10 protein-coding genes are annotated in these 13,679 nt (G+C 32.6%); 3 read left to right on the top strand and 7 right to left on the bottom strand.

Annotated features, from left to right (window positions below; translation table 11 throughout):
- Positions 1 to 47: 47 nt before the first annotated feature.
- The 5 genes from AAEO58_RS03005 to AAEO58_RS02985 all read right to left on the bottom strand — a co-directional run bounded on the left by AAEO58_RS03005 (position 48) and on the right by AAEO58_RS02985 (position 7,485).
- Positions 48 to 623, bottom strand: a complete 576-nt coding sequence (locus tag AAEO58_RS03005; protein ID WP_341681819.1) for an OmpH/Skp family outer membrane protein — start codon at positions 621 to 623, stop codon at positions 48 to 50.
- Positions 624 to 863: 240 nt separating this feature from the next.
- Entirely contained in the window at positions 864 to 1,712 is an 849-nt protein-coding gene (locus tag AAEO58_RS03000; RefSeq protein ID WP_341681818.1) for a class I SAM-dependent methyltransferase, read from the bottom strand.
- Between the two features lie 103 nt (positions 1,713 to 1,815).
- The gene (mnmG, locus tag AAEO58_RS02995) at positions 1,816 to 3,687 is read right to left on the bottom strand and encodes a tRNA uridine-5-carboxymethylaminomethyl(34) synthesis enzyme MnmG (RefSeq protein WP_341681816.1); all 1,872 of its coding nucleotides are present in this window, start codon (positions 3,685 to 3,687) and stop codon (positions 1,816 to 1,818) included.
- 56 nt (positions 3,688 to 3,743) lie between these two features.
- Positions 3,744 to 4,163: an rRNA maturation RNase YbeY gene (gene ybeY, locus AAEO58_RS02990; RefSeq protein ID WP_133609111.1), complete on the bottom strand. Its 420-nt coding sequence runs from the start codon at positions 4,161 to 4,163 to the stop codon at positions 3,744 to 3,746.
- A complete protein-coding gene (locus tag AAEO58_RS02985; protein WP_341681814.1) occupies positions 4,156 to 7,485 on the bottom strand; it encodes a hypothetical protein in 3,330 nt (1,109 codons plus the stop codon). The genes ybeY and AAEO58_RS02985 overlap by 8 nt, the downstream gene beginning before the upstream one ends.
- A 210-nt stretch (positions 7,486 to 7,695) precedes the next feature.
- Between AAEO58_RS02985 and gltX the strand changes: the two genes are divergently transcribed.
- The gene (gene gltX, locus AAEO58_RS02980; protein ID WP_341681813.1) at positions 7,696 to 9,198 is read left to right on the top strand and encodes a glutamate--tRNA ligase; all 1,503 of its coding nucleotides are present in this window, start codon (positions 7,696 to 7,698) and stop codon (positions 9,196 to 9,198) included.
- Between the two features lie 32 nt (positions 9,199 to 9,230).
- Here the strand turns inward: gltX and AAEO58_RS02975 are convergent, their stop codons facing one another.
- Positions 9,231 to 9,878, bottom strand: coding sequence for a PorT family protein (locus AAEO58_RS02975; protein ID WP_341681812.1), 648 nt, complete (start codon positions 9,876 to 9,878; stop codon positions 9,231 to 9,233).
- A 98-nt stretch (positions 9,879 to 9,976) separates the two neighbouring features.
- On the opposite strand from AAEO58_RS02975, the gene AAEO58_RS02970 reads away from it, so the two are divergent.
- Both AAEO58_RS02970 and AAEO58_RS02965 read left to right on the top strand, forming a co-directional pair.
- On the top strand, positions 9,977 to 10,951 hold the full coding sequence (locus AAEO58_RS02970; RefSeq protein WP_341681810.1) for an SPFH domain-containing protein: 975 nt from the start codon (positions 9,977 to 9,979) through the stop codon (positions 10,949 to 10,951).
- Positions 10,952 to 11,152: 201 nt separating this feature from the next.
- Positions 11,153 to 11,338 carry a Thivi_2564 family membrane protein gene (locus AAEO58_RS02965; RefSeq protein ID WP_341681808.1) on the top strand — a complete coding sequence of 62 codons (186 nt, stop codon included), beginning with the start codon at positions 11,153 to 11,155 and terminating at the stop codon, positions 11,336 to 11,338.
- Between the two features lie 642 nt (positions 11,339 to 11,980).
- On the opposite strand, the gene AAEO58_RS02960 is transcribed toward AAEO58_RS02965, so the two are convergent.
- Complete coding sequence (locus AAEO58_RS02960; RefSeq protein WP_341681807.1) at positions 11,981 to 13,663, bottom strand: glutamine--tRNA ligase/YqeY domain fusion protein; 1,683 nt, start codon at positions 13,661 to 13,663, stop codon at positions 11,981 to 11,983.
- Positions 13,664 to 13,679 lie beyond the last annotated feature (16 nt).

Raw genomic sequence — 13,679 nt, 5'->3', positions numbered from 1 at the left:
TAGAAACGATTAGAAATAAAAAAGTCCCGATTACTCGGGACTTTCAATTATTTTTTTTCTTCTTCCTTAGTGGCTACTTTATCGTCTTTCTTAGTAGCTTTATAAGTATCATTAAGCTCTTTTAAAACTTCTTTTGTGATATCATAACCATCTTTAGCGTAAAGAACTGTTGCAGCATCACCTGTTCCGTAGATGTAATCATATCCTTTTTTCTTTCCGTAATCTTTAATGAATTTTTTAACTTCACTAATTAAAGTGTCTTTCAAAACAGCACCTTCTTGCTGTAGTTGTTGAATTAAAGCATTTTGCTCAATTCCTAATTGTTGCTCTCTTTGTTGTAATTCTGCACCTTTTTGTTGTGCCCATTGAGGTCCTTTAGCTTGTGCATTTTGACGGAAACTTTGTGCTTCAGCTTGGAAAGCACGAACTTTAGCTTCTAATGGACGACCTAATTCTTCAGATTTAACATTGAATTTTGCGTCTTCATCTTTGAATTTTTCGTATTTCTCAATTAATTCAGCAGTATCTATATATGCAGTTTTAAAATCTTTTGAACTTGTTTCTGTTTTGTTACATGCTAAAACGCTTAATGCAACACCTAAAATCAATACTAATTTTTTCATCGTTGTATATTGGTAATTAATAATTTTTCGTAAAAGTAATAATAAGTTGTAAAGTAACAAATTTGTTGCTTTTTTATTTATTTTTCAACTATAAGATTTTCTTATTTCAATTTTAAAATTTGATAGATTCAAGCTATTAAAAACAACTTTCATAAATCGATTAAGTCAAATCTTTAAAAAAAGACAATAAATCTTGTCGAAATAGATAAAAAACTGTCTAAAATCGCTTTAAAATGATTTTTACTTGTTTTTTAGCACGTAAATATGCGATGAAAACTCCTTTTTAAAGAATCCCGACACATTTGAGATCAAACCGATAAAAAATCCAGAAATGAAATTCATTTTACCAGTTTTATATTTTTCTGATAAAAGTGACACATAAAAACTATCAAACCACATTGGTTTAATATCTTCAAGATTCATGTTTTGTTTATCGAATAATTTTTCGATTGCTGATTTTGAAAAATGCCACAAATGTCTTGGCACATCATAAGCGGCCCAAAACTCTTTATAATGATTTGCATCGTACGATTTGAAATTTGGAACGGCAATAATAATAGTTCCAGAAGGTTTCAACAAACGTTTTAATTCCGCTACTTGATGTTCAACATCTGGAACGTGTTCTAAAACGTGCCACATGGTAATCACATCAAATGAATTACTTTCTAACTTTTCAATCGTATCGCCAAATTTAATTCCTTTTCCAACAGCAATTCCTTTTGCTTTATCATTAGGCTCAATTCCTAAGATTTCCCAATTCTGATTTTTACATTCCAAAAGGAAATCTCCAGTTCCAGCACCAATATCTAAAATTCTTCCTTTCAAAGGTTGGTGTGAATTAATCAAACTGACTTTATCGCGAATCGCTTTTCTTTTGATGAAGTGATACATCTTTTCAAATAGCGTACGTTTTCCATCGGTGTGCGAAATATAATCTTCAAATTCGTAATACGAACCTAATTTATCTAAAGTAGGTTGCGGATGCGTTTTTAAGATTTGATATTCTTCATTTAACAACAAGGAAAAAGATTCTCCAGAAACTGAAAAATCTTTAACGGTAATAAAACTTTTATCTTCTAAAAAATTCATTTATTATATTTTTATGCGAAAGGCTTATTTTAATAGGGTTGACGGCGTTGTTTCACGTGAAACATTTTTACTGAACACTAAAAACTGAACACTGAACACTTTCTTATCTTCCCATGTATATTAACAACACCGAAATATCACTTGGCGAAACTCCGCTAATTCGTGATGCTTGTGCGATAGTTCTTGGTCGAATTTTATTTAATTTTTGTTTGGCTTCAATTGAAATTGATTGGATTTTATCAAAATTGAAATTATCTGGAATAACCATGTCTTCTAAACGAGTTAGTTTATCAGCATTATTTTTTTCCTTTTCGATATAACCAGAATACTTCACTTGGATTTCGGCTTGCTCAACTACTTCTTGATCTAAATCGTGTTCTTCAATATAAGCTGCTACTTTTTTAAATTTTCTAAAATCTTCCAAATCCAATTGTGGACGAGAAAACACTTTAAACATTTTATCAGGTTGACTCATTGGTGCAGAACCTTTAGCTTCTAATATTGGATTTGCTTCTTCTGGTTTTAGACTTGTTTCTCTAAAGAAATTTACCATTGCATCCGATTGAGAGAATTTTTGTTCCATGCGAATCAAACGCTCTTCTTTAGCTAATCCAATTTCAAATGCTTTTGGCGTTAATCTAAAATCTGCATTATCTTGACGAAGTAATGTTCTATACTCAGCACGAGAAGTAAACATTCGATATGGTTCTTCTGTACCTTTAGTAATTAAGTCGTCAATTAAAACTCCAATATACGCTTCGTCTCTTTTTAATATAAACGGTTCTCTATTCTGAACTTTTAAAGCTGCATTTATTCCAGCCATTAAACCTTGAGATGCTGCTTCTTCGTAACCAGTTGTTCCATTTATTTGTCCAGCGAAATACAAACCTTCAACTAATTTAGTTTCTAAGGTGTGTTGTAATTGCGTAGGAGGGAAGTAATCGTATTCAATAGCATAACCAGGTCTGAAAAATTTCACATTCTCGAATCCGGCTACCGAACGTAAAGCTTTGAACTGAACATCTTCTGGCAAAGAAGTTGAGAATCCGTTGATATAATATTCACAAGTTGTCCAACCTTCAGGTTCAACAAAAAGTTGGTGACGTTCTTTATCTGCAAAACGATTAATCTTATCTTCAATCGAAGGACAATATCTCGGACCTAAACTTTTAATTCTTCCGTTGAACATTGGACTTCTATCAAAACCTTCACGTAAAATATCGTGCACTTCTAACGAAGTATACGACATCCAACAAGAACGTTGTGTTTTTAATGGAGCGGTCAAATTCGAATACGAAAACTTTTCTGGAACATCATCGCCAGGTTGTTCTGTCATTTTAGAAAAATCCAAAGAACGACCATCTACTCGTGGAGGTGTTCCAGTTTTCATTCTTCCTGATTCGAAACCTAATTTTACTAAATCTTCTGTGATTCCGAAAGAAGCACTTTCTCCTGCGCGACCACCACCAAATTGTTTGTCACCAATATGAATCAAACCATTTAAAAAAGTTCCGTTTGTCAACACAACTGACTTTGCTTTGATTTCCACTCCAAGTGAAGTTTTCACCCCTACAATCTTTCCATTCTTTGCTAAAATTCCAGCCACCATTTCTTGGTAGAAATCTAAGTTCGGAGTATTCTCCAACATAGTTCTCCATTCGTCCGAAAAACGCATTCTGTCCGATTGCACTCTTGGCGACCACATCGCAGGTCCTTTTGATTTATTCAACATCTTGAATTGGATCGCGGTCTTGTCAGAAACAATTCCAGAATATCCTCCCAAGGCATCAATCTCACGCACAATTTGTCCTTTTGCAATTCCTCCCATAGCAGGATTACAGGACATCTGTGCAATGTTTTGAAGATTCATTGTCACCAAAAGTGTAGAGCACCCCATGTTGGCAGCAGCAGCAGCAGCTTCACAACCGGCGTGACCAGCACCCACAACAATTACATCATATTGATTTAAAAACATCTTTTATAAAAATTATGTTCCACGTGAAACATTTAAAAAAATTCTAGTTTATAAGCTTAATGTTCCACGTGAAACATTTGCATTTTTTCTTCTTCTTTAGAACGCATTAAAGCTTCATCTTTTGGAGATTTATCTTTGTAACCACAATAGTGTAAAACACCATGAGACAAAACGCGTTTTAGTTCCTCTTCAAAAGAAACGTTAAAATCATTAGCGTTATCCTTTACTCGCTCAACAGAAACAAAAATATCGCCTTGTATTAAATTTCCTACCGTGTAGTCAAAGCTAATAATATCAGTTAGAGTATCGTGATCTAGATACTCAACATTGATTTTATGTAGGTATTCGTCATCACAAAAGATATAATTGATTTCACCTTCATCAAATCCTTCGGATTCGATAATACGGGAAATCCAATCTTCATATTGCTCTTCGTTGTCGAGTTCGAAATCTGTTTCGTAATTAAAACTAATCATTGCTTTTAAAATAGTTTTGAACCTTCTGGTTAAAATTGGGTTGCAAAGGTAAGCTTTGTCTGTTTAATATTTCAACACTATTCAGATATTCTTTTAATTCCTTTGAAAGTGGAGTAGTGTTACCATTATAGTTTTTGTCATTCGTTTTAGATTGACGTTTAGTATCTTCTCCTTGTTGCTGAATCGCTTTTTCTAATTTTAAAAGTTCGTGTTTTAAATTCAACATCTTTTGCAAGGTCTCATTTTTAAAACCTTTATTAATTAGTTGTTTTTCGATATCCTTCATTTGATTCAAAGCATTCTGACCTTGACCTGTCATTCCTTCTTTTTCTAATGCTTTTTGTAAAGCATCACGCAATTGTCTTTGCTCTTTTAAAATATCTAATACTTTACCAGCGTTTCCTTCAGAACCATTTTCGCCATCTTCACCATTCTCACCAGATTGTCCCTTTTGTTTTCCTTGACCGGGTTTTTCACCTGGCTTATCTCCGGGTTTATCGCCAGGCTTATCTCCAGGTTTCATTCCATCTTTCATTTTCTCACCAAGGCCTTCTTGTTGCTTGATGATATCTGGAAGTTGCATTCCACCTTTGCCTTGTCCCGGTTTTGGCTTCCCTTTTCCAGAGCCTTGACCTTGAATTTCCATGTTCATTTCACTTTGAACATTACTTAAATAATCCGCTAAACGATTGGCAGAAGTTAAAACGTATTGTTGATGTGAAGCTCCTTTTTGAATATTATTGTCCGCTAAAGTTTCTAAAGTCTTGTCTAAATTATAATGGATTTCACCAACTTCATTCAGAATCGTTTCGGTAATTTTTGGATTACGTAAAGCAACAGCAAACAAACTATCGTCAACGTGTTTGAATTGTAATTTTAAATCTTGCTGCTTTTTTAATACTTTATTCAGTTGTAAAGAACGTACTTCAGATGAATTTGTAGTCTTAATTAAACTCTCTTCGTCGAATGAAAAAGCTAATAAATTATCAAGTATCTGACGTAACAATTTAGCATCTTCTTGCATTTGTTCCATTTCACCCGATTGCATAGATTGGGCCATTTTTTGACTCATCTGTTTCATATTTGCAGCAGCAGATTTTTGCTTCGGTTTTGCTTTCTGTTGGTTTTGTTTTTGCAATTCCTGAGAAGCTTTCTCCATGTCTTTTTTTACATCCTCTTGTTCATTCTTATCATTAGGAATATCCATTGGAGCTTTTAATTCTTTGTTTTCTTTATCTAGTTCTTCAAGTTCTTTCTTTATGTCGTCAAACTCTTTATTGATAGCGTCTTGATTTTCCTTATTATTTTCTTTAGCATCATCTGCTAATTTTTCTTCCTTCTCCGCTAACTTATCTAATTTATCCGCAATTTGTTCCGCCTTTTGTTCAACATAAAAACGTTTCGTCAATTCAACTAACTGTTCTAAATTCTGTTGTTGATTTTTTGCATTTTGTTTTAGTTTATCAGCTTTATCAAACAATTGATCTTTCTCTAATTTCTTAGAAAGCTCTTCTAATTCTTTAAGCAATTTTTCATTTTTATCTGCTTGCTTTTCAGCTTCTTCTAAACGGCGTAATAATTCTTCTTTGTCTTTATCTTGTGATTTTGGATTAAATTCTTCCAAATTCTCCGTTAACTTTTTAGTGAATTCTTTCATCATTTCGTCTTGTTGTTTTTGACGATTGATAAAATCTTCGACTTTCTTTTGATCTTTGAAATCTAAATTAGATTTCTCTTTATTCATTTTTTGAAGTTTGTCTAATTCCGAAATTTGCTTCTCTTGATTTTGAAGTGATTTTTCTAAACTATTGATGTTTTCATTCTGCTCTTGCAACTGTTTGTCTTCCTTTTGGTCTTCAGTCAATTCATAATGAAGAAAAATAGATGATTTTGTGCTTTTATAATTGTTAACTACATCATTATCAAATACTTCAAAGTAAAATTCGTAATTAACACCTTCTTCAATGGATAAACCATTAGGAAACGAATAAATAAATTGATCCACCGCTTGTTTATTGATAGCTAAATTAGCTTTTCGAACTGCATTTGGATTTCCTTTCGGATAAAAAACAACTTGCAATTTTGATAAACCATGATCATCGGCAACTTGACCAATCATCATTTTAGATTTTAACTTTAATGAATTTGGAGCAATTTGAACTGAAATAGTTGGATATTGATCTTTGATAGTTGCAATTTGATAAGACAATTTTTCGAACTCGTTGATGTTTGTATTCGATGTAATTACTTCGTAACTTAAATTATCCGATATTCTTCTTGAAAGCGAAAAGTTATTTTCCTTAGAAGCAAAAACACTCACTTGATTATTCGTTTTGAAACTTACTTTATCTGTTGCTAAAGCATTAATTCTCCAAGTTACAACCGTACCTTCAGGAACCACAGCATTTCCAGTTCCTTGAATCACTTCCGATTTTTTACCTAAATAGGAAGGATATTGCAAGACCATTTCAAAGTTGGCAATCGTTGGAACATCTACCACATCAATCTGATACTCTTTCGAATTTAATCCATTCGCTAAAAGCGAAAAAGTAACATCTTTTGACAATTTAGAAAACGTATATTCAAAAACTCCTGGTTTTGTGGTTTGTAAAAAATATTCTTCATCACCTATTTGAATAGCAATATTTTCAGGCATCACTTTTCCTTGTGTTTTCACTTGTAAAACAAAATCGGAATTCTGTTGTGCTGTTAATGATTTATTCAATACTACAAATTCAAATGGAGCTGGTGGTGCGTATTTGGTTTCATAATTTACAACACGTGCAAAACTATTAGAAATGATTTCAGAATTTCCAGTCACAAAAAACAAAATCAATAATAGAATTGGAATAATCGCATAAGGCAAAAACTTCTTGTTCTTAGCAAAATTCACTGCATTAGAAAAAGGAATTGGTTGTAACGAAGCAGCTTTTTGTTCGATTGAAGCCGCCAATAATTCGGACGTTTGACTTTGATTTGCCAATTGTAAAAAGTTTAACAACTTGTCTTTTACTTCCGAAAAGTGATTTCCAATAATTTCTGAAGCTTGTTCGTAATTAATTCCTTGTTGTAATTTGAATAATTTAAACAACGGGAATGCGATAAATCGAATCAATAAAAATGATTCAACTCCAACGAACAACCAGAACAAAATGGTTCTTCCAGATGTAGATAACCATAAAAAGTACTCAATCAATAAGGTAAAAATGAAATACAACAAACCTAATCCGATGAAAAGAATGACTCCTTTTATCAGTTCATTGGTGTAAAACTTCTTGATAAACGCTTCGAGTTTATCGAAAATGATGCCTTTTGCTTCCAAAATTGTTGATATACTGTTTATAACCGATAAAATTACAACATCTTGCGTGATTAGTCAATAGGTTTTTAGTGAAAGTTAACATTTACAGAATGGGATTGTTAATAACCATGAGATTTTCTAAATTCTAAATTCTTACTTCTAATTTGTAATCGTATCTTTGCACAACACTTCGACAAGCTCAGTGTGACAATAAAGAAAAATAAAAATAAAATGTCAAAACAAGTTAGAGTAAGATTTGCACCAAGTCCAACTGGACCTCTGCATATTGGTGGTGTTCGTACCGCTTTATTCAATTATTTATTTGCCAAAAAACATGGTGGTACTTTCTATTTACGAATCGAAGATACCGATCAAACGCGTTTTGTTCCAGGAGCAGAAGCTTATATTTTTGAAGCTTTAGAATGGTTAGGAATTGCGCCAGAAGAAACCGTTGGAAAGAATGAAAAATTTGGACCATATCGTCAAAGCGAACGTAAAGCGATGTATCAACAATATGCGGATCAATTGATAAATTCAGGTTGGGCGTATTATGCTTTTGATACGGCTGAGAGTTTGGATGCGATGCGAAAAGAAGCTGAAGCAAATGGAAATACATTCATTTATAATCATTCGGTTAGAGAACAATTGGATAACTCGTTGACGGTTTCACGTGAAAAAGTTGCGGAACGAATTGCAAACGGAGAACACTATGTTATCCGTTTTAAAACACCTGTGAATGAAATTTTAGAATTAAAAGACATCATTCGTGGCGATATTAAATTTGATACCAATTTATTAGACGATAAAGTTTTGTTCAAATCGGATGGAATGCCAACCTATCATTTAGCGAATATTGTGGATGACCATTTGATGGAAACTTCGCATGTAATTCGTGGTGAAGAATGGTTACCATCAATGCCATTACACGTTTTATTATACAAAGCATTTGGTTGGAACGCACCAGAATTTGCGCATTTACCATTGATTTTAAAACCAATTGGAAACGGAAAATTATCAAAACGTGATGGTGATAAAATGGGATTCCCTGTATTTCCATTAGAATGGAAAACGGAAGAAGGCACTTCATCGGGCTATAGAGAAAACGGATTTTTCCCAGAAGCGGTGATCAACTTTTTAGCTTTATTAGGCTGGAATGACGGAACCGAACAAGAGATTTTCTCATTAGAAGAATTGGTAGAAAAATTTGATTTAAACCGAATTCACAAAGCAGGAGCGAAGTTTGACCCTGAGAAAAACAAATGGTTCAATCATCAGTATTTACAAAAGCAAAGTGATGCAAGTTTAGCGGAAAGCTTTAAAACTATTTTAGATAAAAAAGGAATCTCGACTTCACTCGATTTGACAAAGATTGTGGGAATGATTAAAGAAAGAGCGCATTTCGTAAATGAGTTTTGGGATTTAGCCGATTATTTCTTTGAAGCGCCAACATCATACGATGAAAAAGCAGCTAAAAACTGGAAAGAGGAAACACCAGGTTTAATGCAACAAGTGATTTCTGAATTGAATAAAATAGAAGATTTTACATCCGTTAACATCGAAACCTTATTAAAAGAATGGATGACAACAAATGAAATTGGAATGGGGAAAGTAATGCAACCCTTACGATTGAGTTTAGTAGGTGCTCTAAAAGGACCACATTTATTCGACATTATCGAAATGATAGGGAAAGCCGAAACGGTGAAGAGAATAGAAAAAGCAATCGCTAGTTTATAAAAGAAAAGCCCTGAATTATCAGGGCTTTTTTATTAAAGATATATCGTAATCTGACCACTAATCAAACCTATATTTCCTTTCATTTTTTCGCCAAGTAACTTAACGTTGTCGTTGTTTTTTAAGTTGCCGAAGAAGTTGGTTAAACCATATTGATAACCTATTCTTGCTCTTACGTTTTTAACCCCACCATTAATTCCCACATAGAAATTGGCGTTAATTTTAGAAACATCTACAATGTCTTTGGCAATTAAACCGGGTTGATCTAACAATAAATTGTTTTCGTCATCTTTATCAATTCCTAATTTACCATTTACTTGTAAAACCGGACCAAATTCTAAATTCAAATGGTCTTCAATTGCCACATAACTTGGTACAATATAAATTTGAACCGCCGACATTTTAAAATTCGTTTGCGTTTGTTGCAATCCTTTTAGTGTTGGAATAGAGAAATTACTATCGGTAAAAAACATCCCAAAACTCATTTGCCAGTTGTTATAATAGTTTCCTCTAACACTGAAACCACCAATCCAACCGCTTTCTGGAGTTACTGTAAAATTATCTGTATAAATATTCAATTGGGTTAAACCTGCACCAATACCAATTCTGTTACTGTCTTTAAAACCACGTTGCGCCATTGCAACTGTTGAAATCATAAGGAAAACGAAAGCTAATTTCTTCATCTGTAAAAATTTAAGCGCCAAAAGTAAACTTAAAAATTGGTTTTTGTAACTTTTTACTTTAAAAAGCGTATAATAGGTATAACTAAAACTATAAAATCATGGAGTTTATCATGTTCCCTCTTATTTTCGTTGGATTAATTGTCCTTTTATCTTCTTTCTTCACTGTAAAACAACAAACAGTTGTTGTTGTGGAACGTTTTGGAAAATTTCTTAGCTTGAGAAATTCTGGTTTACATTTAAAAATTCCAGTTGTGGATAGAATTGCGGGTCGAGTTAATCTAAGAATTCAACAATTAGATGTTATCATCGAAACCAAAACTAAAGATAACGTATTCGTTAAAATGAAAGTTTCGGTTCAGTTTAAAGTATTACAAGAAAAAGCATACGAAGCGTTTTATAAATTAGAATATCCTCACGATCAAATTACGTCGTATGTATTTGACGTTGTGCGTGCTGAAGTTCCAAAATTAAAATTAGACGACGTTTTTGAGCGTAAAGATGATATTGCAGTTGCGGTAAAACGTGAGTTAAACGAAGCGATGACGACTTATGGTTATGACATTATCAATACTTTAATTACAGATATTGATCCAGATATTCAAGTTAAAAATGCGATGAACCGTATTAACGCGGCTGACCGTGAAAAAACTGCTGCAGAATATGAAGCAGAAGCAGGAAGAATCAGAATTGTTGCCAAAGCAAAAGCAGAAGCAGAAAGTAAAAGACTTCAAGGTCAAGGTATTGCAGACCAAAGAAGAGAAATTGCTCGTGGTTTAGTAGAATCAGTTGATGTGTTAAACAAAGTTGGAATTAATTCTCAAGAAGCTTCGGCATTAATTGTTGTAACGCAACATTACGATACTTTACAAGCGATTGGTGCAGATGCAAATAGTAATTTAATTTTATTACCAAACTCACCTCAAGCTGGAAGTGATATGTTAAACAACATGGTTGCTTCTTTTAGTGCATCTAACCAAGTAGGTGAAATGATGAAAAAAGGAAACATCAAAAAAGGTGCTAAGAAGCATCAAAAAGACGAATTTGGAACAGAAGAAGAATCTGAAGAAGTATAAATAAATGCTGAACTAATCCCGAAACTTCGGGACGGCATGACAAAAATGAAAACCATCAATTTTTAATTGGTGGTTTTTTTTTATTTATATAAGTGCGTAAAACTGAATAAGAGTGAAATATATAAGAGATAAAAAAAATTATATAATGAATTGACATATAATTAGTTAACCTTTGTGTATATTAAACTAATCAAAAAAAATATGCCATTAATCAATATTTTAATCGTCCTTGTTATTGTTGGGTTCCTGCTTTGGTTAGTAAACAATTACATACCAATGGATGGCAAGATTAAAAAAATTGTCAACATTATTGTTTTAATTGTTGTTGTTATTTGGGTGCTGAAAGCTTTTGGGCTTTTAAGCAAACTTACCAGCATACAAGTATAACTATTTCAAAAATTAATAAATAATATCATATGAATCTCAAAAGAATCTTTGGAGCAATACTTACTTTACTAGGAATCGGTGGACTTATCTATGCTGCTTATCTATTTTAAATAGTGGCGGAACTACACAAAATATTAAAATGCTTGCAACCTATGGAATTTTTGGTCTTGTATTTTTTATTTCGGGAATCAATCTTGTTCGTACAACAAAAGATGAAGCGTAATTTATTTTTGAATCAAAAGTAAGACAACTGCAATTTTACAAGAATAACTTTTTTATCATCGATGATAAAAATTTGGTGAAAAATAATTTATCTGATTAAAAAGTCGAAAATCAAGGTAAAAAGAGTCAAAAATTAAAATAAAGCGATTTTAGCCACTTTTATAAACCAAGATGTAAAAACACTTTACCTAAAAAAGTTTTTTTCTTACAATTCATTTATGAAAGTCACTTTTTTAAGTTTTAAATTATTAAAAATTAATTTTTGATAGATTTTATTAATAATAATTTTTAGTGATGATTTTTTAATTCTTTATCAAGATTTTATATAAAACAAAAACGTGTCAGGTTTTGAAAATCTGACACGTTTAAAATATGATTAAGATGCTGAACTAAAATCAGCATGACAAAAATTGAAATTTTTTATTGTTCTGAAATTTTTGCCCAAGTATCTCTAAGTCCAACCGTTTTGTTGAAAACTAATTTTTCAGCTGTTGAATCTCTATCTACACAGAAATATCCTAAACGTTGAAATTGGAAATGATCTAATTCTTTTGAAGTAATTAAACTTGGTTCCACATAACCTGTAATTACTTTTAATGAATTTGGATTGATAAATTCTTTAAAATCAACTTCTTTATCTTTATCTGGACTTTCATTGGTAAATAATCTGTCATACACACGAACTTCTGCTTCTTTTGCATGAGGAATAGAAACCCAATGAATCGTTCCTTTTACTTTTCTTTGGCTTGCTTCTGTTCCGCTTCCTGATTTAGAATCTACGTCGTAAGTAGCATGAATTTCGGTAATATTTCCGTTTTCATCTTTTACAACTGATTCACCTTTAATGATATACGCATTTTTCAAACGGACTTCAGTTCCTAAAGTTAATCGGAAAAATTTCTTGTGTGCTTCTTCTTGAAAATCTTCTCTTTCGATATATAATTCTTTAGAAAATGGCACTTTTCTGTAGGTCATTACTTCTTCTTCCGGATTATTTTCGGCTTCTAACCATTCTTCTTGACCTTCAGGATAATTCGTAATTACTAATTTCACTGGATCTAAAACGGCCATTACACGAGGTGCAACTTTGTTCAAATCTTCACGAACACAGAATTCTAAAAGCGAAACATCAATCAAATTATCACGTTTTGCAATACCGATTGTATTAGCAAAATTTACAATAGAATTTGGCGTATAACCTCTTCTTCTCATTCCAGAAATCGTACTCATACGAGGATCATCCCAACCTGTAACATGCTTTTCTTCAACTAATTGCAATAATTTACGTTTAGAAACAACCGTATGTGATAAATTTCTACGTGCAAATTCTCTTTGCTTTGGACGCACCTTTGTTGGGTCGTAAATTTGATTCAAAAACCAATCATATAATTCACGGTGAGGCAAAAATTCTAACGTACAAAATGAATGCGAAATTTGCTCTAAATAATCACTTTCACCATGCGCCCAGTCGTACATTGGATAAATACACCAATCGTTTCCTGTTCTGTGGTGATGTGCGTGCATGATGCGGTAAATAATAGGATCACGCATCAACATATTGTTAGCGCCCATCGAAATTTTAGCACGTAAAACATGAGTTCCTTTTTCGAATTCTCCGTTTTTCATACGTGTAAATAAGTCCAAATTTTCTTCGATAGAACGATTTCTGTAAGGAGAATCGGTTCCAGGTTGCGTAGGAGTTCCTTTTTGTTGCGCCATTTCTTCCGAAGTTTGGCTATCCACATACGCTTTATCTTTTTTGATTAATTCCACTGCCCAATCATACAATTGTTGGAAATAATCAGAAGCATAACATTCTTTATCCCATTTAAAACCAAGCCATTCTACATCGCGTTTAATCGCATCTACATATTCTTGCTCTTCTTTAGATGGATTGGTATCGTCGAAACGAAGATTTACTGGTGCTTTGTAATCGATTCCTAAACCAAAATTTAAGCAAATAGCACTAGCATGACCTACGTGTAAATACCCATTTGGTTCTGGTGGAAAACGAAAACGTAATTTATCTGCTGACAAACCATTTTTTAAATCTTCTTCAATGATTTGTTCTATAAAATTCAATGATTTTTCTTCTGTTGACATAGTATCAAAAATTTAT

The sequence above is a fragment of the Flavobacterium helocola genome (assembly GCF_038289885.1).
GTDB lineage: Bacteria > Bacteroidota > Bacteroidia > Flavobacteriales > Flavobacteriaceae > Flavobacterium > Flavobacterium cheniae.
Note: the sequence above shows the minus strand (reverse complement) of the source record. Positions and strands in the feature narration are given on the sequence as shown.